Below are 26,545 nucleotides of genomic sequence, written 5' to 3' on the forward strand. Positions count from 1 at the left end.
TTTCAGAAAATGAGAGTATGGCTCAACGCTTAAGGTTTAGAGCGCAGCTCTCATTTTCAACTCCTTCCTTGAGTTGACTTGCTGTGCTCATTTCGCACAATAGAACTCATGCTCTTCCATACTTTCTAGTGGAAGATGATTCTCGATAAAGGAACTATCGTTCAATGAATTACGACATTTTTAATGGCGATGCCGACGGCATCATTGCATTGCTGCAATTGCGCTTAGCGGATCCCATCAACGCTGAGTTGGTGACAGGCGTAAAGCGCGACATCAAACTGGTGGAAAAAGTGGGTGTGCAAGCCGGCGATGAGCTGACAGTGTTGGACATTTCAATGGAAAAGAACATGGTAGGTCTAGAGCAAGCTTTGGCTCAAGGCGCGCATGTCTTCTACGCCGATCACCACAAAGCGGGCGAGATTCCTCAGCACGGGAATTTGGACGCGCACATCGATCTCGATGCCAACATGTGTACTGCATTGATTGTCGATAAACTGCTTGATGGCCGTTTTCATACATGGGCGATTACCGCTGCTTATGGCGATAACTTGATCGCTAAAGCGGATGCATTGGCGGACAAAGCCGGACTTAATCAAGAGCAGAAAGCACAGCTAAAAGAGCTTGGCACATTAATCAACTACAACGGCTATGGCTCTAAAGTAGACGACCTTCATTTTCACCCAGCGGACTTGTACCAAGCGTTGAAGCAATACGTTTCACCATTCGATGCGATTGCAGATAAAGCGTCACCTTACTACCAATTGCAATCGGCTTATCAACAAGATATGGATGCGGCGCAGGCGGTTCCTGCTACTCACGAAAGTGCGAAGCTCAAGCTATTTGAACTGCCAAACAATGCAGCATCACGTCGAATTAGTGGTGTTTATGGCAACTGGCTTGCAAACCAAACCCCAGACTCTGCGCATGCGGTGTTAACTGAAAATGCAGACGGTACTTACACGGTTTCTCTTCGCGCGCCACTGAATAACAAGCAAGGTGCCGTGGCGGTGTGTGGACAGTTCCCTACAGGTGGTGGTCGAGAGGCTGCGGCGGGTATCAATGCGCTAAGCAAAGATGATGTTAGTGCCTTTATTGATGCGGTTGAAACCTACTACGCATAGCATTTTCCAAAATAGACATACAACAAAGGAGCCGAGTGGCTCCTTTGTTTTTATTTGTTGATAGCGCTGTTTTGAACTGGGGTTACCAACGACAACTACATACGCTTTAACCAAGATTTCGGGTTTTGCGCTTCACTGTTACGGCGAATTTCGAAGTATAGTGAAGGTCTGTCTTGACCACCGGTATCACCCGCAAGGGCAATCACTTCACCGGCTGTTACCTTATCGCCTTCTTTCTTGGTCAATGCTTGGTTGTAACCGTAGAGCGTCATGTCACCTTTACCATGGTCGAGCAGAACGACTAGACCATAACCACGCAAGTATTCGGCGAATACAACGGTACCTGGGTAAACGGCTTTGACTTGTTGACCGTAGCTTGCTGAAAGCACCATGCCTTTCCAGTTTACTTGGCCAGTCTGTCTGGTTCCGAAGTTATGCAGGACTCGGCCTTTGAGTGGCCAAGGCAGTTTGCCACGTTGTTTCGCGATACCATCCATCGGTACTGCGTTACGTTTCGCGGCTTTCGCGATCTCCGCTTTTAGGCGGGTTTCGTTGCGTTGCAATTCTGAAAGGTAACGTTTGTCGTCTTTGATGCTTTTCTGAATCTTGCTTAGCGTGCCTTTACGTTTCGATTGCGTGCTTGCCAATGACGAGCGCTTTTCCGACTGCTGTTTAAGCAAGGTTTCTATCTGTTCTTTTTCCAACTCAAGTTGGTTTTTATTGTGCGCCAACTCTTGAGTGGTTTTAGTAATGGCATCAATAACCTCCGCACGTGCTTTCGCTAAGTGCTGGAAATATTGACTGATGCGATCCTCTTCAACCCCTTCATTGAGTAGATGTCCATTGGCTTTGGCGCGTTCCGTCACGTAGTAGGTTTGAATGAGCTGCTTTAGCTCTTCCTCTTGCGCTTGGCGCTGGCCTTCTTGCAGTGCAATTTTCTCTTCCAACTTATTAATGTTCTGATCGGCTTGCGCTAATTCCGCCTTAGTTTGCTTAATTTCTCTTTCTAGTTTCGAGATACCAAGCTCTTGGTCTTTAAGCGACTTTTGCAGATCGTTAAGTTGTTTTTCTTGAGAAGTGAGCGATTTACGCTGACGGCTGATTTCGCTAGAAACGCCTTTTAACTCTTGCTCACTGGCAGCGGAAGAGGTGAGGGGATATGTGGCAGATAAAGCACAAGTTAATAAAATAGCCGAGCGTAGCACTGGGTGATTTTGTTTTCGCACTTGAGAGTTACCTACCACATTATTGTCAAAGGATCAGATGACGATTAAATACCATCTCCATGGATAAAGCTTTGCGATTTGCCATTAAAGCCTTGATCCATATCGAGAGAAGGTTTGTCCGTTTTCGGACGACCAACGATTTTTGCAGGCACACCAGCCACAGTTGTGTGGGGGGGCACTGCTTGCAATACCACAGAACAAGAGCCGATTTTCGCCCCTTGACCGACTTCAATATTGCCAAGAATCTTTGCACCTGCGCCGATCATTACGCCTTCGCGAATTTTCGGGTGACGGTCACCGCATTCTTTGCCGGTACCACCAAGGGTGACGTCCTGCAAAATAGACACGTCGTTTTCTACGACAGCTGTTTCACCAATCACGATGCCAGTTGCATGGTCGAGCATGATACCACTACCGATGCGCGCTGCAGGGTGAATATCGACCTGACACGCCACAGAAATCTGATTTTGTAGATATGTCGCAAGAGCGTGACGACCTTGCTTCCACAACCAGTTTGCTACTCGGTAGCCTTGCAGAGCATGGTAGCCCTTTAAGTACAATAATGGCATTGAGTACATAGAAACCGCAGGGTCGCGATTAACCGTGGCACAAATATCACAAGCTGCGCCGTCCGTGATAGTAGGATCGGCAGCAAATGCCTCTTCAACCACTTCACGCACTGCCATAGCAGGCATCGATGCAGTGTTTAATTTGTTGGCCAGAATATAGCTCAATGCGGCACACAAGCTGTCATGCTTAATAATGGTCGCATGATAAAAGCTCGCCAGCATAGGCTCTTGCTCTGACATCTCACGGGCTTCTGAAACGATTTTGTTCCAGACTTTTTGTTTTTCGCAGTGTTTCATTCTCAATATCCTGAGTGGTTCTTCCGTGACCCGACAACTTCTATTCTTCTCAGATGAGGTGCAAAGGGAGGTAGGGTGCTACTTTCCTTCGGCTTTTTTGTCACGAGCAAGTAAATCTTGCGCTGCCAGGCGTGCATCTTTTCCTTGATACAATACTTGATAAATTTGGTCAACAATTGGCATCTCTACGCCCATGCGCTGAGAAAGCATCCAAACTTCTTTGGTGTTGCGGTAGCCTTCAACTACTTGACCGATTTCTTCTTGCGCAGTGTCGACGTCTTTACCTTGACCTAGTGCCAAACCAAAACGACGGTTACGCGATTGGTTATCGGTACAAGTCAAAACGAGGTCGCCCAAGCCAGCCATACCCATAAAGGTTTCTGGTTGTGCGCCCAGAGCTGCGCCAAGACGGCTCATTTCTGCCAAACCACGTGTAATCAGTGCGGTACGAGCATTGGCACCAAAGCCGATACCATCAGACATACCTGCGCCAATCGCGATAACGTTCTTCACCGCACCACCAAGTTGCATGCCGATAAAGTCGTTGTTTGCGTAGACACGGAAAGTTTTGCTGCAGTGAATCTTCTCTTGCAGGTCAGCAACGAAGTCTGCGTCTGGAGAGGCAACAGAGATGGCAGTAGGCATACCCATAGCAAGCTCTTTAGCAAACGTAGGGCCAGACAGTACCGCTAGCGAATAGCTGTCACCGATGATGTCGAACGCCACTTCTTTTAGTAGGCGACCGGTTTCTGGCTCAAGACCTTTGGTTGCCCAACAGATACGAGAATCTTCACGTAGGAAAGGCTGACAGCTTTTTAGTACGATGCCGAAAACGTGGCTAGGAACCACAACTAACAAGTCACGGCTTGCTTGAACGGCTTTTTCTAAATCCGATTCAATGATCAAGCTCTCTGGGAAATCAATACCAGGTAGGAATTCGTGGTTGGCACGGTCTGCTTCAAGGCGTGCCATGTGCTCTGGCTCGTGACCCCAAAGGATGACGTTCGCGCCGTTACGAGCAAGGGAGATTGCCAAAGAAGTGCCGTATGAGCCAGCACCGATCACAGTCATTGCGATGTCTTTACCGTAAGCATTGTTTGTATTTGCTTGTGTCATGCTACCGCCTAATTGTCTTTCTACTAGTAGAATCTAGTTCATAATCGCTAGAGTTTACGCTCTCAAGGGGTTAGGAACTAGGAACTTTTATCAGAAATAAAAAATGCACATTGCATCGCTGAGAGGACGCTTTGTGCATTTTCTTCAGGTATATGACGTGTGCTCATTCTCTATGAAGGGCAACACGTCACTTACAAAACGTGAATTACGCTTCAGCTTCGCCTTGTTGAGCTTGCTGTTGTAGGTAGTTCATGAATAGCGCGTCGAAGTTAACTGGCGCTAGGTTCAGTTGAGGGAACGTACCTTTAACCACTAGGCTTGAGATAGTTTCACGAGCGTATGGGAATAGGATGTTCGGGCAGAATGCGCCTAGGCAATGTGCAAGTTGACCTGCTTCCATTTGCTCAGCAGTGAAGATACCACCTTGTTGAACTTCACATAGGAACGCAGTCTCTTCTTCGTTCTTAACAGTAACAGTTAGACGTAGAATTACTTCGTAAACACCTTCACCAAGCTCACGGCTTTGAGTGTCTAGGTCTAGTTTAACGTCTGGGTTCCACTCTTTTTGGAAGATTACTGGAGAGTTAGGCGCTTCGAAAGAAACGTCTTTTAGGAAGATGCGTTGAATTGCAAAGTTTTGTTGTGCGTCTTGTGGTGCTGCTTCAGCCATTTTTAAATCCTTAATAAACATTTGTTGGGTCTAGGATTATCTAAACCCAGAAATATGGTTTGTCCTGAGACTAACTGAGCAAATCTACCTTGACTAGATGAAGCGCTTATTACGTGCAAAGCATCACAACTTAGTGCTTCAACTGCTTTCTATTTGCTCAGTTTATATAAACGAGGCTGGCAAAATTGTTTTACCGCGACCTTATTTTTTACCACGTACTAGTGGAAGGTTCGCTTCGTTCCATGCAATCAAACCGTTTTTCAGTAGGCTTACGTTTTCGAAGCCTGCTTTAGCTAGTAGGTTTGCACTTTCTTGAGCGGTTTGACCCGTTTTGCATACCACAATGATTGGGTCTGATTTACGGTTTTCAAGGCTACCAAAGTTACCTGCTTTGATATCAGACGGCAAAATGTGAAGTGCGTCGGTGATATGACCTTGTTTGAACTCATCTTTAGAGCGGATATCCACCACAACGCCGTTTTCACGGTTCATAAGGTGAGTCAATTGGTTTACGTTAATCTCTTTGTATGCGGCCGTCGCGGATTTCACGAGGTTCATGATAAATGCGACAAGAAGACCTACCCAAACCAAAGATAGAATCATGTTCTGTTGGAAAAAATCAATGTACTCTTGCATGTCTTGAGCTCTTGCAATGTTGGCGGAAAAATAAAGCAGGAGTATAGCGGGGTTAGCCGTCTTAGGCGAGAGGGTTAAAATTTTCTAACGAATAATTGAGATCTACGCGCTTACCCCAAGGCTTTTCTGATGCGCTATTCATGCAATCTTATTATCACTTCCTCCTATCAATTCAATCGGCGTAATTGACTTCACTTCTGGTCGAAAAAGCGCACAATGGGTCACAACAAAAAGTTTTTCACCAAAGTATTTCGGTGGTCGTACAAAGCGTCTTGAAAGTGACTATGCTTGTGGAACACGTTTGCTGACTGAGTCGGATTGCTTGCTAACTTGTAAGATAGCAACAATAAATCGCAAACATTATTTGATCTTAACCTACAGTTTTGGTTAAAAAGTGTAGTAAAATTACGCTAGTTTTGTTTCAAGGTTAGATAGAGCAGCGAAGCTCTACACCGAAAGTTACTTAAATTTGATGAGGTCATCACTATGTCTGCTAAGAAGCCATTGGCTCTAGTTATCCTTGACGGTTACGGTTACCGTGAAGACACAGCAAGTAACGCAATTGCAAATGCTAAAACACCAGTAATGGATGCACTAATTGCGAACAACCCTAACACTCTAATCTCTGCTTCAGGCATGGACGTTGGTCTACCTGACGGTCAAATGGGTAACTCAGAAGTTGGTCACACCAACATCGGTGCAGGTCGCGTTGTATACCAAGATCTAACTCGTATCACTAAGTCTATCGCTGACGGTGAATTCGCTGAAACAGCAGCACTAGTTGAAGCTATCGACTCTGCAGTAAAAGCTGAGAAAGCTGTACACATCATGGGTCTTATGTCTCCTGGTGGTGTTCACTCTCACGAAGATCACATCTACGCAGCGGTTGAAATGGCAGCAGCTCGTGGCGCTGAGAAAATCTACCTACACTGCTTCCTAGACGGCCGTGACACGCCACCACGTAGTGCTGAAAACTCACTACAACGTTTCCAAGACCTATTTGCGAAACTAGGTAAAGGTCGTGTTGCTTCTCTAGTGGGTCGTTACTACGCAATGGACCGTGACAACAACTGGGATCGCGTTCAAGTTGCTTACGATCTTCTAACTCAAGCTAAAGCTGAGTTCACAGCAGAAACGGCAGTTGCAGGTCTAGAAGCGGCTTACGCTCGTGAGGAAAACGACGAATTCGTTAAAGCAACAGCTATCAAAGCGGAAGGTCAAGAAGACGCAATCATGCAAGATGGCGATGCGGTTATCTTCATGAACTACCGTGCTGACCGTGCACGTCAAATTACTCGTGCATTCGTTCCTGCATTTGACGGCTTCGAGCGCGCTGTATTCCCAGCAATCAACTTCGTGATGCTGACTCAATACGCAGCTGACATCCCTCTAGCTATCGCATTCCCACCTGCGTCTCTAGAAAACACTTACGGTGAGTGGCTATCTAAGCAAGGTCAAACTCAGCTACGTATCTCTGAAACAGAGAAATACGCGCACGTAACGTTCTTCTTCAACGGTGGTATTGAGAACGAATTCGAAGGCGAAGAGCGTCAACTTGTTGCTTCTCCAAAAGTAGCAACTTACGACATGCAGCCAGAAATGAGCTCTCCAGAGCTAACAGAGAAGATGGTTGAGGCTATCAAGTCTGGTAAGTACGACACTATCATCTGTAACTACCCGAACGCAGATATGGTTGGTCACACTGGTGTTTACGAAGCGGCTGAGCAAGCTATCGAAGCACTAGACGAAAGCGTTGGTAAAGTGGTTGAAGCAATCAAAGAAGTTGGCGGTCAACTGTTGATCACGGCAGACCACGGTAACGCAGAAATGATGATCGACCCTGAAACTGGCGGCATCCACACTGCTCACACTAACCTACCAGTACCTCTAATCTACGTAGGTGACAAAGCGGTTGAGTTCAAAGAAGGCGGTAAACTGTCTGACCTTGCGCCAACAATGCTTTCTCTAGCAGGTCTAGAAATCCCTGCGGAAATGTCTGGTGAAGTGCTAGTTAAGTAATTAACTGACGATTCAGAATGATAAAAGCCCGAGTTTGACTCGGGCTTTTTTGTATCTGCGATTCTGTGTTTGGTAAGGCGGTGAGTTACGAAGCTCAACAGGTTCTAATTGAACCTGATCTATTGCACTAGGATGCCAGTGCCTATGACCGCCAGTGCTGCGCCAAACCAAGCGAATCGATTCGGACGTTTCTTGGTGTAAACCCACAACAATGGCAGCAACATGATTGGTGTTGTTGAAGAAAGCAGAGCCACCATCCCGACATTACCCTCACGCAGGGCATAGAGAATCAACGTCATACCCACCGCCATGGCCAAAAAGCCATTTAATGCGGTAATGCCAAAAACTTTCCATGTGATGGTTTGAGTCGCGCGAGCGACTTTTGCGCCAATTAACCAAAGTGCGCAATGTGCGACGAAAGCACTGATCATACGAATCGCGGAAGCGGCGACAGGATCGACACTGGTTTGCATGACAGGTTTAGCGATGATGCCGCCCAGAGCCTGGCACATAGCGGCAGTTAAACCGAGCCCGACGCCAATCCAAACGTTACCTTTGATCTCCTCTAGCGCATTGCTGGTTTGCCCGCGTCGGCCGTAGAAAATCGCCATTACGACACCGCTAAAAACTAGGGCTGCACCAATCAACTCCATACCCGTCATGCTTTCGCTAAATAGGAAGTAACCTAAAATGGCAGAGAAAACGGCGTGACAAGAAAACAGTAAACCTGCTTGGCGTGGCCCCATGCGGTTCAAACAAGCGAATAATGCGGTATCGCCAATAAAGATACCAATCAAACCGGATGCCATCATCGGCGTAATGTGTTCCGCCGAGACACTCAGCCAGCCACCCGTTATCCACGCCATTGTGGAGAGGATTACTGCGGTACAGCCCATACGCCAACGGCTATAGGCAAACGCACCGAGATGTTGAGCGGGAACAACAGAAATTAAGCTAGAAACAGCCCATAGGAAAGCGGCACACAGCGCCAGCCATTCATAACCCATGATTGCGAGACATCCTTGTAGAGCAGGGTAAGGGTCTAATATGCATCAATTTATAGAGATGTAAAAGAGCATCTTATCGCTAATAAAAAAGCAGCTCGTTGAGCTGCTTTTGATGAAGAAGGTTACACTTTAAAGCGACTGATGTTCTCACGCATGGTATTGGCGGTATCGTACATCTGGCGTGCGCCTTCACTGCTTTTAAGCGATTGTTCGGCAATCATGTCGGCATCGTCTTTAATGCCTTGTGTGTTGCGGCTGATGTCTTCGCTTACCGCGCGTTGCTCTTCTGCAGCGCTTGCGATTTGCATCGCCATGTCGTTGATCTCAGTGATCGAGTTGGTGATGCTGGTTAAGCTGTCGTGCGCCTGCTGAGCATAATCCACACTGGTGTCTGCCAAACTGGTGCTGGTTTGCATGCTATTGACTGCCAGCTTGGTGTTGTTTTGCAATGTTTCGATCATGGTGCGGATTTCTTCCGTTGAACCATGAGTGCGCTGGCTAAGTACGCGTACCTCATCAGCAACCACGGCAAAACCACGACCTTGCTCACCAGCACGAGCCGCTTCAATTGCTGCGTTAAGTGCTAACAAGTTGGTTTGCTCAGCAATGCCTTGGATCGTCGATAGGATTTGGTTGATGCTTTGCGTGTTTGCTTCTAGCTCTGAAATCACGCTGGCAGCATCACTGACTTGTTCAGCCAGCTCGACAATCGCTTCACGGTTTTTCTGGATGACGTTTTGCCCTTCCATGCAAGCAGATGCGGAGTTTTGCGAAGCGCTTGCTGTTAGCTCTGCATGACTTGCTACCTCAGCAGCGGTTGCTGACATCTCATGAATAGCAGTAGCAATTTGGTTGACGTCATTTTGCTGATGTTCAACACGACCTGCAGCCATCGCAGATAGCTCGTTTGCTTGATTAGCTTGTTCCGAAAGTTGCTCACTGTTTTCAACAATACTCTTCAACATGGTCTGCATTTGAGCAAGGAACTGGTTCACGTGAGTGGCAAGTTCACCAATCTCATCCATGCGCTCGATCTTGATGCGTTGAGTAAGGTCGCCTTCGCCCTGTGATAACTCTGAAAGCGCATCAGACAGCGTTTGAAGTGGCTGCAGTAGGCGAGTGATGATGTAAGTACTGATTGCCGCAATAATCAGGTACAGCACGATAGAAGCGATAGCCGTAAACGTCACCTGCTCAGAGACAGAAGCAAACGCCATTTGTTTGTCTTGCACAATACCTAAAGACCAATCGGTGTTCGGCACTTTAGCCACGTAAATCAGCTTGTCGCCTTGGCTCGGCCATTGAATGGTGTCTAGTTTCGCATCACCGGCCAGCGTCATCATCGTGCTATGAGTTAAGGCTGGGTTGAGTTCTGTTAGCGGTTTTTGGCTAAGCTTTTCATCTTTGTAAGCCACCAAGTTATTGTTGCCATCAACTAGGAACGCAAAGCCATCGTTATCAAGCTGAATGTTAAGGACTTCTTTGATGATGTCTGTTACTGCTAAGTCAGCGGCAAGTACACCTTTTTTACCTTGATTGAATGCCTTAGCAAAGCTAACCACAATGCTGCCATCGAAGTCTTGGTATGGCTCTGTGATGATCAACCCCGATTTCGCCATCGCATCTTGATACCAAGGACGAGTGCGAGGATCATAGTCAGAAGGCCAAGATTCAGACTTATCACCATAGGCAATCGAGCCGTCAGAGAAGCCAGCGTAGACCGATAAAAACTTACCGGCTCGCTTTGTCAGTAGCATCTCGCGATCGGCATCGTCACTGCCAGCGATGATGTTTTCATTCGCGAGCATCATGTCACTGCGAATCGCCAGCCAATCGCTGATATAACGGTTGGTCGATTGAGAGATGTTTTGAATTTCTCGATTCAGGGTAGAAGTGGTTTCTTCGCGCAGTTGATTTACGGAAACCCAAGCTTGAACGCCACTAACAATGGCGATAATGACTGCAATCGCAATCTGTATTTTAAGTTTGATGGTATTTCTCATTGCCTTACCTTCATAAAACAGACAAAAAGATCAATGTCACGAGCCGTGACTTCAAAGGGTGTGAGACGATTCAAGCACTGAAAGTTACATGAAAGGCTGTAGCTAATTTATCGACGTTTTACGTAGAAACTTGAGATAAATAGCGTGATTTTTATTCAATATGTTGATTATAAAAGTGATTTTTTTGGATTCGAAAATCGATATAGATTTCGTAAATATCGCTATGGGTTGAAAGTGCTGGAAGGAAAGAGTCTGGGGTGGCGTGAACCACCCCGAAGTTAGTGTGTTAGAACAAGATAATCACAGCGCCATAGACGATGAACAGGCCAACCAAGCCGATAATCAACCCGACTTTTGCCATGTCTTTGCTTTCAATTAAGCCTGTTGAGTAAGCGAGTGAGTTAGGTGGTGTAGAGACTGGTAAAATCATACCTAGCGATGCCGAGAAGGCGACCACAACCAACAAACCTTGCAAGCCACCGATAGCAACCAGGCTCGGCATAGAAGCTCCAATCGCTGCTGCAATCGGCATCAACAAGTTCGCGGTGGCGGTGTTGGACATAAAGTTTGCCATTAGCCAACACACGACCGATAGGGCAACGACCACCGCAAATGGAGACAGGGACTCATAATCTATTGCGTGAGCGAGTGCTTCTGCCAAGCCGGTTTTATCTAGCGCAATACCAATGGCGATACCACCGGCTACCAGCCACAGCACATCCCAGTTGATAAGCTTGAGCTCTTCTTTACCCATGATGCCTGTTAGCGTGAATACAGCGAGTGGAATAATGGCGACGACATAGGTATTCATGCCATGCACTTTGGTTGTCATCCACAGCAGAATGGTCATGGCGAAGGTGACGTAAACAACGATCGCACGCCAGCTCTTCTTGAACTTACCATCCAGACGCAGCTTCATTTCTGGTTCGCTAGAAGGGAAGAGCTTTTGCAATAAGAACCAAGCCAGCGTCAATTGCACTAAGACAAAAGGCAAGCCCATCATCATCCAAGATAGGAAATCGATGCTGTTTTCTCCGGTTAAATATTGCAAGGCAATCGCGTTGGGTGGTGTACCGATTGGCGTTGCAATACCACCTGTATTAGCGGCAATAGGAATACACAAAACCAGCGCTTTGATCCCCAAGTCTCCTTTTGGCGCTGAAGCAACAATGGGACCAAGGAGTGCCAGCATCATAACGGTCGTCGCAGTGTTCGACATAAACATCGAGAACACGGCGGTGATCAGCATTAAGCCTAACATGATGAACTTAGGTTGAGTGCCAAACGGCTTGAGCAGCACACGAGCAAGGTTGTTATCAAGCTCGTATTTAGAGGCAGCAATAGCGAGTGCGAAACCACCCATGAAAAGGATGATGATGGGAGAGGAGAAGGCGGAAAAAATATCGGTGTAAGCGATCAACTCACCCAAATCATGTCCCGCTGGTGGATTGCGAAATAGGTGTAAGCCTTTGTCCGATATCATAATCAATTCAAGTGCGATGATAAGAATCGAAGTAGCGAAGACGGGAACCGGTTCTAATACCCAAAGTAGTGCAGCAAGAAGGAAAATAGCCAGAAGACGATGCTGAATTAAAGTGAGATCGTCAATTGGAATGGCATCTATCGGCATCATTAAGACGCCGAGTGGAATCAAAAAACACACAAGTAACTTGACCAGTGTGTCCGCACTCATCTTTGGCATTGGCAGCCCCTTTTATAATCATCCCTCAACGCAGAATAATTGATTGCGCTTTTAGGTACTTAGAGGCAAGTACGAGTTTGAAAAAGAGAGGCGAAATTTCGAACAGAGTTTTGCTTTTTGTCAAAAAAGCCTCCGAAGATTAATAACGTCGGAGGCTAGGGGAAGAGGAAAATCTACTCGAGGATAGATCCCTTATCTTTACTTCGCTGATAAGCCTCTGCATAGGTAGAGAGATCAATAGGTTTTAGTACATTGATGCGAGGGAAAATCCAGTAACCTTCCTCAAAGCTCTCTTGATCATCGGTGTAACCTTGGCGCATGTTTGACTGCTCCAGAACAAGGTGGCGTCCATTTTCTAGAGTACTGATTGTCGTCCATGTGCGTTCTCGCTCTCTCATGTAGCCATACATGTCACTGGTACCTTTAAGAACGTATTGATGCTCTTCAGGTGATGCCCATTGTTGGAAGCTAGTGTATTCCGTTATGAAGTACGGGTTATCTTCTTCGTCATAACTTGTCCAGGTCCAGGATGCTTGGCCACTTTGTGTAAATGTATAACCATAAACGGTATTGATATCCGGCAACCCTGCATTACTCTCGCTGGCCTTCCAACTGTTAACCCAAGCGCCGAGTACATAAGGCATTTCTTGGAGAAAATCATCTTTAAGAGTGCTTTCTTCTTGAGAGAAAGGTGCTAACCAATTGATGGTGCTTTGCTCTTTACTGTCGACACTTACCGTGACCAACGCACTAATTAACCCCTCCTCAGAGCGATGTGGTAAGTATGTTACTTCCCAACCTTCAGAAGCTTTTATCGATAGCTCACCTGACTCAAAGTGCCACGTTCCTAGATTGTCTCCGCCTGAATCTAAAACAGTTGAGTTATCTTCTAGCGTCACTTGTTGGTGAACTAGGTAATCTTGTGCCTGTTCATCGTAGACTCCTTTCATGTCAGCAATGATAGGCAGTGCCCATGTACCACTAGGGGCTTCTTTCCAAATCTCATTTTCGTTATTGGTTTTACTCAACACTGCGGTTGAATCCACCTCGGTGGTGGCAGTTAACGATGCTGAGCCCGGAACATCAAGAATGTGTTGGTAAGTGAATGTCGTCGCGACTTTGCTTTCAGTGCCTTTAGTTAACTTGGTTAGAGTGATGCCTCTTAGTGTTTGCTTCACCTCCAGCCATGTATCGAGACTTGGTAACACCTCTTTCGCCTCATCTCCGAACAGTTGAACGATGTCTTCTCCAGACATAACACTAACGCTTTCAGAGCTGTTCAAAGTAGATATGTAGAGCTTTCCTGTTGGAGTGAGGTTCCAGTGCGAATCCTTGTCTGATGAGAGTTGATAAGGTGTCTGAGAATCACTTAGCCAGGCTTGGTTTTCGTCATCAATGCGAATGACTTCACCATACCCCGCAACCCATCCATTGGCGACTGAACTGTGCAGAAGGTAAGTACCTTCAAGACCAACAGCATCAAAGCTTGGAGTCACGAGAGGATCATCGATAGTTTGTTGTTTTGCTTCTTCAATAGCTTTAGAAAACTCAGGAATAAGCTCGCCTGATTCATCCAAAAGTTGATTGTTAGCGAAGTACTCTTCAAGCGCCTTTTCGACCCCTTCTTCTGATGAACTCAGAATATCCAGAATACTGCTTTCTTCCTCTGGCGTATAATCTGGGTTGTCAGCCAGAACTTTGATGATGGCACTTATTTCCAGTAGTTCCTCAACATCGACTTGCGATTCTGCAGCCACTAAAGCTTCGTCATTGGAAAGCTCTTGTCCTGATTGCTGACTTAAAAAGTGCATCGCAGTGCTAATTTGGGTAATAGCTGTTCTGGATGATTCCTCTTGCTGCAGCGTGTTATCGTCTCCTGCTTGCTCTAATAACATGTTAAAAGAGCCCAGTTGACCGATGAGTTCGATATGTGATTGTTGACCTTCACCTTTCGCTGTTACTTCAACCATCTCAGTCCCGGCCAGCGAGCCTTCGTCATATTCGAAATCTAATGAGTAGTTTCCTGTCTCATTTGCCGTCGTTGTAACGGTTCTATCGCCAATTTTTGCTGTTATTAGCGCATTAGCGATAGGGGCATCGGTTGCAATACCTTGGATGGAGAAGTTAAGTTTCGCGGGTGTGGCGGCCGAAGACGTCGAGTCGTCATCGCTACAACCACTCGCCAAAAGAGCAGTGATCACTGCTAAGCCAACTTTGGTTAATCGCATTTTATATTCCTTGTTAGTGTGTCTTCCTTGTCATGAAGCTTTTGCTCCATTGATGCTTGATTTCCCAAGCAAAAGAGCAACCACTCTAAAAAGCAATTTGGTTTATATCAACCGTATGAATACTTAGTTTGTTGATTATTTGATCTGCGATCTTAACTTTTTTGTAACTTTGTTATTGTGTACATTTGGATAGGGATGGGGTTTAAGATACAAAAAAGCCCCCGCGAGCGGAGGCTTTAAAATCAGTTTGAGCGGAAAAGCTCACTGCTGGTGGGCGTAAGGAGTACCCATTACGGTTGGCTTACCATTTTCCATGCTTTCATCGAATGCGATAGCATCTTTTGCGAACAGGTTGATAACGGTTGAGCCAAGCTTGAAGCGACCCATTTCTTCGCCTTTCTTCAAGATAACTGCTTTATCACCTTCTGCAGGGTAATCCCATTTGTAAACCGAGTTTCCACGTGGTGGCGTGATAGTGCCAGCCCATACTTGTTCGATGCTACCTACGATGGTTGCACCAACCAGTACTTGTGCCATTGGACCAAACTCAGTATCAAAGATACATACCACGCGTTCGTTACGTGCGAATAGGTTTGGCACGTTCTCTGCGGTTAGTGGGTTTACCGAGAATAGGTCACCAGGTACGTAAATCATCTGACGTAGCGTACCGTCACATGGCATGTGCACACGGTGGTAATCACGAGGTGATAGGTACAAGGTTGCGAAAGAACCGTCTTGGAACTCTTCCGCTAGTTTTGCGTCACCGCCAAGTAGTTCTTGTGCTGAGAAGTTATGACCTTTAGCTTGGATAAGCTGACCATCTTCAATCGGACCGAATTGGCTTACACACGCGTCTGCAGGGTGAGTGATCACGGCATCGCCTTCAGCAATTGGGCGTGCGCCTTCCTTTAGCTCACGTACAAAGAACTCATTGAAGGTTTTAAAGTGTTTAGGATCGGAGTGCTTCGCCTCATCCATGTTCACGTTGTATTGCTTGATAAACCAGCGAATGATTGCTGTTGTTAGACCGCCAGCCTCAGCTGAAGCCAGTTTGCCCACTAGGCGTGTTAACCCATGTTGTGGGATCCAGTACTGCAGTCCAACTTTAATCTTGTCCATCTTTAATTCCGATACTTCTGTTTGATTCTCGCTTTAGGGCGCGTGATGTTACTGAAATTTAATCTGCTTGTCAGTATTAGGTGATGATTTCTTACACAGTTGCAGTCTTAACTCAGCTACAGATCCGCTTTCTTGCTGCGTGAGTACTGACGGTTTGCTTTGTTTTCACTCATGCTTTCCAGGATGCGATGGTAGTTTTCAAAACGGACTTCACTCACTTCGCCTTTTTCCACGGCTTCTCGCAAGATACAGCCAGGATCGTCGTTGTGCTTACAGTCGCGGAACTTACACCCACCAAGATAAGGACGGAATTCAACGAACGCTTTGGTCACTTCTTCTGCTTCTAAGTGCCATAAACCAAATTCACGTACTCCTGGTGAGTCAATCAGATCGCCACCAGTAGGGATGTGGTACAAGCGAGCAGCCGTTGTAGTGTGTTGACCCAAGCCTGAGTTCTCAGAGATCTCACCTTCTTCAACTTCTTGCTCAAGTTCTGGCATTAACGCGTTCACTAGACTTGATTTACCTACACCAGATTGCCCAACGAAGATGTTGATACGGTCGCGTAGTTGCTCTTCAAGTTCTGCAATGCCCTCGCCTGACTGCTTACTTACAAACAATACTTTGTAGCCAATACGTTTGTATTCTTCTAGCCACTCTTCGTACATTGCTCGATCTTCTTCAGCAAGCAAGTCGATTTTGTTGAGTACCAATAGCGGTGCAATGTTCAGTGTTTCGGACGCCACTAGGTAGCGGTCGATGATGTTGAGTGAAAGCTCTGGCAAAACCGAAGAAACGATCACCATTTGATCGATGTTCGCGGCGACGGGTTTCAAACCATCATAGTAGTCAGGGCGAGTCAGCATGGATGTTCTAGGTTCAACGGCTTCAACAACACCAGAAATACCAGCCATTGATTCAAGACCTTCGCGCCATAGCACGCGATCGCCTGATACCAGTGATTCGATACCACGACGAAGGTTACAGCGCTGCACTTCACCCGTTTCTAGATCTTCGATGTCAGCGTGCTGACCGAAACGAGTGATAACGAGACCCTGTTTACTTGCGCCTAGCATGTTCTCATCCCACTGGATGGACTCTTCTTGCTTCTTTAGGCGTTTTTGTTGGTTGCTGCGTACGCGGCGCACCTGACCTTTGGTTAACTTTTTCTTTTTTGCCACAATCTTGTACTTAATGTGAGTTAACTCAGTTGATTAAACGGAATCTTCGTCAATCGAGTGAGTATCGTGTTTCAAGTATTTTCAGGTATAGTACCTCTTTTATCGATAAACAAATAGGCGGCGTAATCATGTCCTTTAGCGATCAAAACCTGATTTGGGTGGATTTAGAGATGACAGGGCTCGATCCTGAAACGCATAAAATCATCGAAATTGCTTCTATCGTCACGGATAGTGAATTGAATATTTTGGCTGAAGGTCCTGTTCTTGCTGTCCATCAGCCAGAAGAAGAATTGGCTAAGATGGACGACTGGTGTACCAATACACATACGGCAAGTGGTTTGGTTGAGCGTGTTCAAAACAGCCAAATTTCAGAGCAAGATGCTGTTGCGCAGACCATTGAGTTTCTCGAAAAATGGGTACCAAAGGGTGTTTCTCCAATTTGTGGTAACAGCATTGGTCAGGACCGTCGATTCTTGTACAAACATATGCCTGAGTTGGAAGAATACTTCCACTACCGCTATTTGGACGTGAGTACGCTAAAAGAGCTGACTCGCCGCTGGAAACCAGAAGTGTTAGACGGTTTTTCGAAGCAGGGCACGCATCTGGCATTGGATGATATCCGTGAGTCGATTGCTGAGCTAAAGTACTACCGCGAAACGATCTTTAAGATCTAACTGTTAAGGCTGCGATCCAAATTGTTGTAATTAATGAGCGTTTTGCTTGCTTTTTCATCTGTTGGTAAAAAAATAAAGTTTTTTTGAACGAAGGACTTGCATCACAAAAAAATGCTCTTATAATTCGCAGCCCTGAACGACGGAAACGTTGTTGATGCGACACTAGCTCAGTTGGTAGAGCGCAACCTTGCCAAGGTTGAGGTCACGAGTTCGAACCTCGTGTGTCGCTCCAAATTAAAAGGCCTTTCATCATGCCTTAAATGGTGAACTATGGACGCGGGATGGAGCAGCTTGGTAGCTCGTCGGGCTCATAACCCGAAGGTCGTCGGTTCAAATCCGGCTCCCGCAACCAAATTCAAGACAGTTTGATCGTTATTTATCATAACCCTCAGGCCGTCGACGGATGCGCCGCCCGGATCAAATCCCGGCTCCGCAACCAATTCTCTTTTGAGAATATGCGACACTAGCTCAGTTGGTAGAGCGCAACCTTGCCAAGGTTGAGGTCACGAGTTCGAACCTCGTGTGTCGCTCCAAATTAAAAGGCTTTCATCATGCCTAAAATGGTGAATTACGGACGCGGGGTGGAGCAGCTTGGTAGCTCGTCGGGCTCATAACCCGAAGGTCGTCGGTTCAAATCCGGCCCCCGCAACCAATTCTCTTTTGAGAATATGCGACACTAGCTCAGTTGGTAGAGCGCAACCTTGCCAAGGTTGAGGTCACGAGTTCGAACCTCGTGTGTCGCTCCAAATTAAAAGGCCTTTCATCATGCCTTAAATGGTGAACTATGGACGCGGGATGGAGCAGCTTGGTAGCTCGTCGGGCTCATAACCCGAAGGTCGTCGGTTCAAATCCGGCTCCCGCAACCAATTCTCTTTTGAGAATATGCGACACTAGCTCAGTTGGTAGAGCGCAACCTTGCCAAGGTTGAGGTCACGAGTTCGAACCTCGTGTGTCGCTCCAATTTGATAGCTCTCATTGTGCTTAACAATGAAATACGGACGCGGGATGGAGCAGCCTGGTAGCTCGTCGGGCTCATAACCCGAAGGTCGTCGGTTCAAATCCGGCTCCCGCAACCAATTCTCTTTGAGAATATGCGACACTAGCTCAGTTGGTAGAGCGCAACCTTGCCAAGGTTGAGGTCACGAGTTCGAACCTCGTGTGTCGCTCCAATTTGATAGCTCTCATTGTGCTTAACAGTGAAATACGGACGCGGGATGGAGCAGCTTGGTAGCTCGTCGGGCTCATAACCCGAAGGTCGTCGGTTCAAATCCGGCTCCCGCAACCAATTCTCTTTGAGAATATGCGACACTAGCTCAGTTGGTAGAGCGCAACCTTGCCAAGGTTGAGGTCACGAGTTCGAACCTCGTGTGTCGCTCCAATTTTCTCAAGGTAGAAAGCAATAGCTCTCATTGTGCTTAACAGTGATATGCGACACTAGCTCAGTTGGTAGAGCGCAACCTTGCCAAGGTTGAGGTCACGAGTTCGAACCTCGTGTGTCGCTCCAATTTAATAGTCCTCATTGTGCTTAACAGTGACATGCGACACTAGCTCAGTTGGTAGAGCGCAACCTTGCCAAGGTTGAGGTCACGAGTTCGAACCTCGTGTGTCGCTCCAATTTGATAGCTTTCATTGTGCTTAACAGTGAATTGCGACACTCGCTCGTTTACAGAGCAAACTTACCAAGGTTGAGGTTACGCCTTTCTGTTATGGATAGGGAACTTCGTGTGTCGTTCCAATTCTTATTACTGCTTAAAGCAGTGATACATGGACGCGGGATGGAGCAGCTTGGTAGCTCGTCGGGCTCATAACCCGAAGGTCGTCGGTTCAAATCCGGCTCCCGCAACCAATTCACATCGCTCTTTTCATAATGCTGCGAAGCATGAACCCCTGAAAATCATATTTTAATCCGCATCAGTCGATGCCGGACGATTTCGTTTGTGTTTTAAACATGAGACGACTTGTCTGAGCAACGAATTATCTGGTGTTCGGAGTGCTTTCTGCTCTTTAATTAACAGAGTTATCCACATATATCATTCTGTGGATAAGTTGGTTGATAAAGTGTTTTCAGCTTGGGTTTAAAGGGCCGCAAAGAAAGATCTTTTCTTTATTCGACAACAATAAAAATTTCTCTTTACCACGTAAGTGTATGTTATTTATGGGGAAAGTTGCTTTTATTGCGGATCGGGTGCGTTAAATCAGGATCATTAATTTGTGTTTTTTTGATCCTAATCATTTCTTCAGGTTGTGTTTAACTTTTTTCTCTTCCCTGAAATCTTTCGAGTCTTGACTTTTTTTCCACATTCCAGAATTGAGAACAAGGTCATGAATTGAACATGTAAAAAGTGTTTTCAATCTCTTGCATATGAGCTACGCGTTAGGCGTCTCTTGGAAGGCCTTTTTCGACGATTCTGATTAAGCGTTTCTTCTTCGTCTCGATAGAGTCTGATTCATTGGTAGGGAATTGGCTGAATTGCTGTTCTAGAGCCCAATTGATATGTTCATCTAGTAATTCACTTTCACCACGACGGCTCTCTAAGGCGTCAATGGCCTTTTGGCTATATTCTGCATTACCAAGTGCGACAGAAATATTACGCAACCATTGTAAGTGGCCAATTCGGCGGATCGCAGACCCTTCCATTTGTTTAAGGAACGTTGCTTCATCCCAATTGAACATAGTAATGAGATCTGGGTCTTCAAAACTATCACGGCGGTGAAAGTCTTCTTGAACGGTAACTTCCGCGTATCGGTTCCATGGACAAACTAACTGACAATCGTCGCATCCGTAGATACGGTTACCCATTGGTTTACGGAACTCTTCAGGGATAACACCATCAAATTCGATAGTGAGATAAGAGATACAGCGTCGTGCATCTACGATTTTATCGTCAACGATAGCTTGTGTCGGACAGGATGTGATACATGCTTTACACTTGTCACATTGATCGACGCTTGGTTCATCCACGGGTAATGGCAAGTCGATAAGCAATTCGCCAAGGAAGAACCATGAGCCACAGTCTTTATCTAAAATAAGTGAGTGCTTGCCTGTCCAGCCTAACCCGGCTTTTTGAGCGAGTGGGCGTTCAAGGATTGGGGCTGAATCGACAAAGGGGCGATAGCCATATTGTCCGACTTCTTGCTCAATAAGTTTGCCAAGTTTATTAAGCTGCTTTCTCACCAACTTGTGATAATCACGACCAAGCGCGTAGCGACTGATGTAAGCATGGTTTTTATTTGCCAAATTGGAAGCGAACTTAGCTTCAGGAGGCAGATAGTCCATGCGCACGCTGATGACACGTACGGTTCCCGGTAGAAGTTCATTGGGTCTGGCTCTCATCATGCCGTGACGAGCCATCCAATCCATCGAACCGTGATAGCCAGCATCAAGCCATTTTTGCAGAGCCGCTTCATGTTCACTAAGATCAACATCGCAGATGCCGACTTTTTGAAAGCCGAGCTCTTTACCCCAAATTTTGATTTGTTGAGCGAGTTGTTCGAAGTTCATGTTTTATCACCGAGATAAAGGGGGGCGGATCTTACCGGATCTTATGAATTGGTGCTACCAGAAAGTCTAGATAAGTATTTTGAAACAAAGTCAGCAAAAGTTGACGTGGGCATGAGCAATTTTCCTTATGCATTCAATAGAATCAGGTAATTAGGATTTGTCTTTTTTGGTCATTTTTTCGCATATATGACATTTGAGAGCTTGTCTCTCAAAACCAACACAGTTTACTATTCCTGTTCTTTTGATTTTTATATAGTCAACGATCATTAGTTAGAGAAACATCAATGAGCACGAAACAATTTAATCTTAAAGATGAGCATGAAACGGTAGCACTAGGCACCGCACTGGCTCAGCTTTGTTCTCAACAAACCACCATTTATCTGCACGGTGATCTGGGTGCGGGTAAAACAACCTTCAGTCGTGGTTTTGTCCGTGCTCTTGGCCATCAAGGAAATGTAAAAAGCCCGACCTATACTTTGGTTGAACCTTATCAGCTAGATAAGTGGCAAGTTTACCATTTTGATCTTTACCGATTGGCGGATCCGGAAGAGTTGGAATTCATGGGGATTCGAGACTACTTCACGGATGATGCGATTTGTTTGGTGGAATGGCCAGAGAAAGGGCAAGGAATGCTGCCACAACCAGATCTTGATGTGGACATTCGTTACCAAGGCGAGCAGCGTGTAGCCGAACTAACGGCGAACAATGAATATGGTGTGCAGTTACTCAGTCGATTGGAGCTATGTTGAGTCTTCCTAAATTTAGAGTAGTGGCGGCGTTTGTCGCCACTTTTCTCCTTATCATCCCCAATTTAGCATTTGCTAACGTCGTAAAAAGTTTCCGAGTTTGGCCTTCACCAGATGAGACTCGTGTCGTCATCGATTTGAGCTCGGAAGCAGATTATTCCTATTTTTCTCTGTCTGGACCAGACCGCCTAGTCGTGGATATTAAAAACACCACGATGCAAGCCAAATTGCCTGTCACCGTAACTGACAGCCCGGTTCTAAAGCGGGTTCGTAAGAGTTCTCCACCGAGTAAAGGTACATACCGTTTAGTATTTGAGCTCAAAAAGAACGTTAAAGCTGAACTCTTCACGCTAAAGCCAACGCCGGCTGGGCAATATGGCCACCGTTTGGTCATTGACTTGCCGCATGGCGCGAAGACATCGACAGCAGCAACCAGTACACCGAAACCAAGTACTCCAGCAACACCAAGTAAAGACATGAGCTCGGTGAAGCGTGCACAAGAAATTCTTATCGTCATCGACCCTGGTCATGGTGGTGAAGATCCTGGCTCAATCGGTCCATCACGTCGTAAATATGAAAAGGATGCGGTGCTGAGCATTTCTCGTAAGATCTCGGCTCAGTTAGATGCGGTTCCAGGTATCAAAACGCGTATGACTCGTAACGGTGACTACTTTGTTAACCTCAACCGCCGTGTGGCGATTGCGCGTGAGAACAATGCTCACCTGCTAATTTCGATTCACGCTGATGCGTTCACCTCTCCAAAACCTCGTGGTGGTTCGGTATTTGTATTGAATACTCGTCGTGCAAACACAGAAATTTCACGTTGGGTTGAAAACCACGAGAGACAATCTGAGTTGCTCGGTGGTTCGGGTACGGCGTTTGTTAGCAACACCAATGATCGTAACGTGAACCAAACATTGCTGGATCTTCAGTTCAGCCATTCACAGAAAGAAGGCTATAAGCTAGCAACCAACATTCTTGGCGAGATGGGTAAAGTTGCTCGTTTGCATAACTCGAAGCCGATCAATACCAGCTTGGCGGTTCTGCGTTCTCCGCAAATCCCTTCAGTTCTGGTTGAAACCGGTTTTATCTCGAACCCAACGGAAGAGAAGTTATTGTTCCAACGTGCGCACCAAGACAAGTTAGCACGAGCTATCACTAAAGCGGTTGTACAATATCTGAAAGATAACCCGCCAGAAGGCACGGTGTTCTCGTCTTCTGCCAAGCCATCGATTCATACTGTGAAACGTGGTGAATCGCTGTCTGTGATTGCTCAGAAATACGGTACGTCGACCAAAGCAATCATGAGCGCGAACAAGCTTAAATCGAGTGGTTTGGCGGTTGGTCAAAAACTGAAAATTCCTGGTTCTGGTGCGGCGTCGGTTTCTATTCCGAACAAGCCAAATACCGTTGAAACTGAGACGATCACGCACACGGTTAAATCCGGAGAGTTCCTTGGCAAGATTGCCAGTCACTACAAAGTGAAAATTGCGGATATTCGCCGTGAGAACAATCTGAAATCAGATACGGTTTGGGTTGGCCAGAAGTTGAAGATCACTGTCGCAGTGAAAGACAAACCAATCCGCAAGCACAAGGTTGCTCGCGGTGAATACCTAGGTAAGATCGCATCGAAGTATGGCGTTAGCGTGTCGAGTATTCGTAAGGCGAACAACTTACGTTCTGATGAACTAGCGGTTGGGCAGGTGCTGATCATTCCAAACAAATAAGTGAGCTGATAACTCATCATGACCATCAAGATTTTGCCAGCTCGACTGGCAAACCAAATCGCGGCAGGAGAGGTCGTCGAAAGACCTGCTTCTGTCGTGAAAGAACTGGTAGAGAACAGTCTCGACTCTGGCGCGACTCGTATTGATATTGATATCGAGAAAGGTGGCGCCAAGCTGATTCGCGTACGCGATAACGGCAAAGGGATTGTGAAAGATGAGTTAGGTCTGGCGTTGAGTCGCCATGCTACTTCTAAGATCCACACATTGGACGATCTAGAAGCCATCATGAGTTTGGGATTCCGCGGTGAGGCGTTAGCGAGTATTAGCTCTGTGTCGCGATTAACCATGACGTCTCGCCCGGCAGCGCAAGAACAAGCGTGGAGTGCCTACTCGGAAGGGCGTGACATGAAGGTTAAGCTCCAGCCGACGGCACACCCAATCGGTACCTCGGTTGAAGTCTTAGATCTGTTCTTTAATACGCCCGCACGCCGTAAATTCCTCCGCACTGAGAAAACCGAATTTGCTCACATCGACGAGCTGCTAAAGCGCATTGCGTTAAGTCGCTTTGATGTCACTATCAATGTTCGCCACAACGGCAAAATGATTCGCCAATACCGCGCGGCAAAAAATCAGCTTCAAATAGAAAAACGCATTGCTGCGGTATGTGGCAATGCTTTTGTGCGTAATATGCTGCGCATCGAATTGGAGCATCAGGGTCTCAAGCTTCATGGCTGGATCACCACGCCAGAAGGGGCGAGACAGCAGAGTGATTTACAATACTGTTACGTGAATGGGCGTATGATGCGTGACAAATTGATCAATCACGCGATTCGTCAAAGCTATGAAACCAGCTTAAAGCCGGATCAGTTCGCCGCGTATGTCTTGTTTATTGAGCTCGACCCGCACCAAGTGGATGTTAACGTGCACCCTGCTAAGCATGAAGTGCGTTTCCATCAAGCCCGTTTAGTGCATGACTTTATCTATCAAGCTTTGGCAGATGCGCTTGCACAAAGCTCAGTGATTGATAAACCCCACGTCAACGAATCCGCGTTCCACCATGCCGATCCTGTTGAATCTTTTGAGGCGAGCACGGCAAACCAAGAACCAGTCAGCGCACCAGAGCCTGTGACCTCTCCTGTGCCAGAACAAGTCTATCAAGCGATTGAGAACACTCCAGCTTATCCGGGGCGTTCAGACTATGAAGCGAAACCTCGCGATAGGGCACCAAGTGATTCTTCTGTGCGAGAAGCACGTCCGGCAGACTCTTTCAGACGAACAGATTGGGTTGAGTCAAAACCTGCGCCTAAACCAAGCTCTAACAGAGAACAACGTCATGCTGAGCCTGCGCCAAGTAAACAAGAAGTGCGCGCTTATCATGAATTGCTTCAAACGCCAGATTTTGAGCCTCAAACTGAAACGATCAGAGAGGCTGTAAGTGTACCAACAGAGACAGAACTCTCTCCCGTTACGGCTCTCAGCAAAGCTTTAGCCGTGGTGGACGAACAGTATGTATTGATGAGCAGCGACAGTGGCGCTGCTTTGGTTGCGTTACCAAGAGCTGAGTTCTATCGAACCAAAGGGCAACTCACACCAAGTGATGGTGCATTAAAAGCGCAACCACTACTGGTACCATTATCGGTGAAATTGGAACCGGAGTTGGTTCAACTTGCGCAGGATTACCAACAAGATTTTGCTCAGTTAGGCATTCAGCTAAAAGCTCGAAATGATAAAGCCTTGATGGTCATGGGCGTACCTTCACCATTGCGTCAACAAAACTTACAAAATTTGATACCAGATCTGTTATCTTACGCGCAAACTCGCGTGACGAGGGAAGTGGCAACGGCTCATTTATTATCTGAGCTGATAGATTGGCTTGCTTTGCAGGTCACCACAGTTAAGAGCCACTATACTCTTTCCGAAGCCATCCAAATTATTGCGGAACTTGAACAGCTAAGACATGGTCAATTGCCATTAGAAGACACGAAATTTGTGTCTGCTGTTGATTTCTCTGCCACGATTGCCAAATTAAGACCATGACAGACAAACTACCTTTGGCGCTATTTTTAATGGGGCCAACTGCATCAGGTAAAACAGAGCTAGCGATTCGTCTTCGCCAGAAATATCCGGTTGAGATCATCAGCGTGGATTCGGCGTTGATCTACAAAGACATGAACATTGGTACGGCGAAACCTGATGAGCGCGAGCTGAGTCTAGCGCCGCATCGTCTCATCGATATTCTTGACCCGAGCGAATCGTACTCTGCGGCGGACTTCCGTCGTGATGCACTACAAGCAATGGATGACATTGTTGCAGAAGGAAAAATTCCGCTCTTAGTTGGCGGTACAATGCTGTATTACAAAGCGTTACTTGAAGGCTTATCACCTCTTCCTGCTGCAAATCCTGAAATTCGTCAGCAAATTGAGCAAGAGGCATTGACTAAAGGTTGGTCGGTGTTGCACGATGAGCTGAAAGAGATTGATCCTGTATCAGCTGCGAGAATTCATCCAAACGATCCTCAACGTTTATCGAGAGCGTTGGAAGTCTTCCGTATTTCAGGTAAAACTCTTACTGAGTTGACTCAAACTAAAGGCGACAGCTTGCCTTACCGAGTCAAACAGTTTGCAATAGCTCCCAAGGACAGGGCAGAACTTCACCGTCGAATTGAACTGCGTTTCGATAAGATGATGGAAGCGGGTTTTGAAGAGGAAATGAAAGCGTTGTATGCGCGCAAGGATCTTCACCCTGATCTTCCTTCTATTCGTTGCGTTGGCTACAGACAGATGTGGGAGTACTTAGATGGGGACTGCACACGCGACGAAGCCGTTTTTCGTGGCATTTGTGCAACTCGTCAATTGGCCAAGCGTCAAATCACCTGGTTACGCAGCTGGAATGATTTAACTTGGTTGGATAGCGATAACATTGAACAGGCACTTGAAACCATGTCAGAAGCAATAGCATCTGATTGAGATAGCTGTGTATAATGTGATCGTTTTTGCGTGAAC

At 46.5% G+C, this 26,545-nt stretch carries 19 protein-coding genes and 14 tRNA genes; 21 read left to right on the top strand and 12 right to left on the bottom strand.

Features of this window, described 5'->3' with window-relative positions; all coding sequences use genetic code 11:
• Positions 1 to 164: 164 nt before the first annotated feature.
• On the top strand, positions 165 to 1,121 hold the full coding sequence (locus tag A9237_RS09490; protein ID WP_039840844.1) for an acetyltransferase: 957 nt from the start codon (positions 165 to 167) through the stop codon (positions 1,119 to 1,121).
• A 95-nt stretch (positions 1,122 to 1,216) separates the two neighbouring features.
• On the opposite strand, the gene A9237_RS09495 is transcribed toward A9237_RS09490, so the two are convergent.
• The 5 genes from A9237_RS09495 to A9237_RS09515 all read right to left on the bottom strand — a co-directional run bounded on the left by A9237_RS09495 (position 1,217) and on the right by A9237_RS09515 (position 5,635).
• Positions 1,217 to 2,365: a murein hydrolase activator EnvC family protein gene (locus A9237_RS09495; RefSeq protein WP_078608080.1), complete on the bottom strand. Its 1,149-nt coding sequence runs from the start codon at positions 2,363 to 2,365 to the stop codon at positions 1,217 to 1,219.
• A gap of 26 nt (positions 2,366 to 2,391) precedes the next feature.
• Positions 2,392 to 3,213 (bottom strand): serine O-acetyltransferase, encoded by an 822-nt coding sequence (gene cysE, locus A9237_RS09500; RefSeq protein WP_005440502.1) that lies wholly within the window; start codon positions 3,211 to 3,213, stop codon positions 2,392 to 2,394.
• A gap of 78 nt (positions 3,214 to 3,291) precedes the next feature.
• On the bottom strand, positions 3,292 to 4,329 hold the full coding sequence (gpsA, locus tag A9237_RS09505; protein ID WP_009707847.1) for an NAD(P)H-dependent glycerol-3-phosphate dehydrogenase: 1,038 nt from the start codon (positions 4,327 to 4,329) through the stop codon (positions 3,292 to 3,294).
• Between the two features lie 205 nt (positions 4,330 to 4,534).
• Entirely contained in the window at positions 4,535 to 4,999 is a 465-nt protein-coding gene (gene secB, locus A9237_RS09510; RefSeq protein WP_005440506.1) for a protein-export chaperone SecB, read from the bottom strand.
• A gap of 201 nt (positions 5,000 to 5,200) precedes the next feature.
• Positions 5,201 to 5,635 carry a rhodanese-like domain-containing protein gene (locus A9237_RS09515; protein ID WP_005425033.1) on the bottom strand — a complete coding sequence of 145 codons (435 nt, stop codon included), beginning with the start codon at positions 5,633 to 5,635 and terminating at the stop codon, positions 5,201 to 5,203.
• A gap of 486 nt (positions 5,636 to 6,121) precedes the next feature.
• Between A9237_RS09515 and gpmM the strand changes: the two genes are divergently transcribed.
• Positions 6,122 to 7,654 carry a 2,3-bisphosphoglycerate-independent phosphoglycerate mutase gene (gpmM, locus tag A9237_RS09520; protein ID WP_005440508.1) on the top strand — a complete coding sequence of 511 codons (1,533 nt, stop codon included), beginning with the start codon at positions 6,122 to 6,124 and terminating at the stop codon, positions 7,652 to 7,654.
• Between the two features lie 119 nt (positions 7,655 to 7,773).
• Here gpmM and A9237_RS09525 read toward each other — a convergent pair whose 3' ends face one another.
• The 6 genes from A9237_RS09525 to rsgA form a co-directional block, all read right to left on the bottom strand.
• Entirely contained in the window at positions 7,774 to 8,661 is an 888-nt protein-coding gene (locus tag A9237_RS09525; RefSeq protein WP_039840847.1) for a DMT family transporter, read from the bottom strand.
• A gap of 122 nt (positions 8,662 to 8,783) precedes the next feature.
• A complete protein-coding gene (locus A9237_RS09530) occupies positions 8,784 to 10,664 on the bottom strand; it encodes a methyl-accepting chemotaxis protein (protein WP_078608081.1) in 1,881 nt (626 codons plus the stop codon).
• Between the two features lie 286 nt (positions 10,665 to 10,950).
• On the bottom strand, positions 10,951 to 12,366 hold the full coding sequence (locus A9237_RS09535) for an SLC13 family permease (protein ID WP_032803123.1): 1,416 nt from the start codon (positions 12,364 to 12,366) through the stop codon (positions 10,951 to 10,953).
• Positions 12,367 to 12,539: 173 nt separating this feature from the next.
• The gene (locus tag A9237_RS09540) at positions 12,540 to 14,594 is read right to left on the bottom strand and encodes a carboxypeptidase-like regulatory domain-containing protein (protein WP_078608082.1); all 2,055 of its coding nucleotides are present in this window, start codon (positions 14,592 to 14,594) and stop codon (positions 12,540 to 12,542) included.
• Between the two features lie 261 nt (positions 14,595 to 14,855).
• Positions 14,856 to 15,713, bottom strand: a complete 858-nt coding sequence (asd, locus tag A9237_RS09545; protein WP_005443754.1) for an archaetidylserine decarboxylase — start codon at positions 15,711 to 15,713, stop codon at positions 14,856 to 14,858.
• 116 nt (positions 15,714 to 15,829) lie between these two features.
• Positions 15,830 to 16,894, bottom strand: a complete 1,065-nt coding sequence (gene rsgA, locus A9237_RS09550; protein ID WP_078608083.1) for a small ribosomal subunit biogenesis GTPase RsgA — start codon at positions 16,892 to 16,894, stop codon at positions 15,830 to 15,832.
• Positions 16,895 to 17,022: 128 nt separating this feature from the next.
• Here rsgA and orn point away from each other — a divergent pair, with 128 nt between their 5' ends.
• The 15 genes from orn to A9237_RS09625 all read left to right on the top strand — a co-directional run bounded on the left by orn (position 17,023) and on the right by A9237_RS09625 (position 19,414).
• Positions 17,023 to 17,568, top strand: coding sequence for an oligoribonuclease (orn, locus tag A9237_RS09555; protein WP_005443758.1), 546 nt, complete (start codon positions 17,023 to 17,025; stop codon positions 17,566 to 17,568).
• 156 nt (positions 17,569 to 17,724) lie between these two features.
• Positions 17,725 to 17,800: transfer RNA gene (locus tag A9237_RS09560), tRNA-Gly, on the top strand.
• Positions 17,801 to 17,843: 43 nt separating this feature from the next.
• Positions 17,844 to 17,920 (top strand) — tRNA-Met (locus tag A9237_RS09565).
• 105 nt (positions 17,921 to 18,025) lie between these two features.
• Positions 18,026 to 18,101 (top strand) — tRNA-Gly (locus tag A9237_RS09570).
• 42 nt (positions 18,102 to 18,143) lie between these two features.
• Positions 18,144 to 18,220, top strand: a tRNA-Met gene (locus tag A9237_RS09575).
• Between the two features lie 18 nt (positions 18,221 to 18,238).
• Positions 18,239 to 18,314 (top strand) — tRNA-Gly (locus A9237_RS09580).
• Positions 18,315 to 18,357: 43 nt separating this feature from the next.
• A tRNA-Met gene (locus A9237_RS09585) sits at positions 18,358 to 18,434 on the top strand.
• Between the two features lie 18 nt (positions 18,435 to 18,452).
• A tRNA-Gly gene (locus A9237_RS09590) sits at positions 18,453 to 18,528 on the top strand.
• Positions 18,529 to 18,567: 39 nt separating this feature from the next.
• Positions 18,568 to 18,644, top strand: a tRNA-Met gene (locus A9237_RS09595).
• A gap of 17 nt (positions 18,645 to 18,661) precedes the next feature.
• Positions 18,662 to 18,737: transfer RNA gene (locus A9237_RS09600), tRNA-Gly, on the top strand.
• 39 nt (positions 18,738 to 18,776) lie between these two features.
• Positions 18,777 to 18,853 (top strand) — tRNA-Met (locus A9237_RS09605).
• A gap of 17 nt (positions 18,854 to 18,870) precedes the next feature.
• A tRNA-Gly gene (locus A9237_RS09610) sits at positions 18,871 to 18,946 on the top strand.
• Positions 18,947 to 18,996: 50 nt separating this feature from the next.
• A tRNA-Gly gene (locus A9237_RS09615) sits at positions 18,997 to 19,072 on the top strand.
• 34 nt (positions 19,073 to 19,106) lie between these two features.
• Positions 19,107 to 19,182 (top strand) — tRNA-Gly (locus tag A9237_RS09620).
• 155 nt (positions 19,183 to 19,337) lie between these two features.
• Positions 19,338 to 19,414: transfer RNA gene (locus A9237_RS09625), tRNA-Met, on the top strand.
• Between the two features lie 528 nt (positions 19,415 to 19,942).
• On the opposite strand, the gene queG is transcribed toward A9237_RS09625, so the two are convergent.
• Positions 19,943 to 21,070 (bottom strand): tRNA epoxyqueuosine(34) reductase QueG, encoded by a 1,128-nt coding sequence (queG, locus tag A9237_RS09630; RefSeq protein ID WP_020196230.1) that lies wholly within the window; start codon positions 21,068 to 21,070, stop codon positions 19,943 to 19,945.
• Between the two features lie 284 nt (positions 21,071 to 21,354).
• On the opposite strand from queG, the gene tsaE reads away from it, so the two are divergent.
• The 4 genes from tsaE to miaA are packed head-to-tail and all read left to right on the top strand — an operon-like array spanning position 21,355 to position 26,509.
• Positions 21,355 to 21,819 carry a tRNA (adenosine(37)-N6)-threonylcarbamoyltransferase complex ATPase subunit type 1 TsaE gene (gene tsaE, locus A9237_RS09635; protein ID WP_005438321.1) on the top strand — a complete coding sequence of 155 codons (465 nt, stop codon included), beginning with the start codon at positions 21,355 to 21,357 and terminating at the stop codon, positions 21,817 to 21,819.
• Positions 21,813 to 23,543: a LysM peptidoglycan-binding domain-containing protein gene (locus A9237_RS09640; protein ID WP_078608084.1), complete on the top strand. Its 1,731-nt coding sequence runs from the start codon at positions 21,813 to 21,815 to the stop codon at positions 23,541 to 23,543. Before tsaE ends, A9237_RS09640 begins: the two co-directional genes overlap by 7 nt.
• Before the next feature lie 18 nt (positions 23,544 to 23,561).
• The gene (gene mutL, locus A9237_RS09645; protein ID WP_078608085.1) at positions 23,562 to 25,580 is read left to right on the top strand and encodes a DNA mismatch repair endonuclease MutL; all 2,019 of its coding nucleotides are present in this window, start codon (positions 23,562 to 23,564) and stop codon (positions 25,578 to 25,580) included.
• The gene (gene miaA / locus A9237_RS09650) at positions 25,577 to 26,509 is read left to right on the top strand and encodes a tRNA (adenosine(37)-N6)-dimethylallyltransferase MiaA (protein WP_005451402.1); all 933 of its coding nucleotides are present in this window, start codon (positions 25,577 to 25,579) and stop codon (positions 26,507 to 26,509) included. The genes mutL and miaA overlap by 4 nt, the downstream gene beginning before the upstream one ends.
• The last annotated feature ends 36 nt before the right edge of the window (positions 26,510 to 26,545 follow it).

It is taken from the genome of Vibrio owensii (assembly GCF_002021755.1).
Lineage (GTDB): Bacteria > Pseudomonadota > Gammaproteobacteria > Enterobacterales > Vibrionaceae > Vibrio > Vibrio owensii.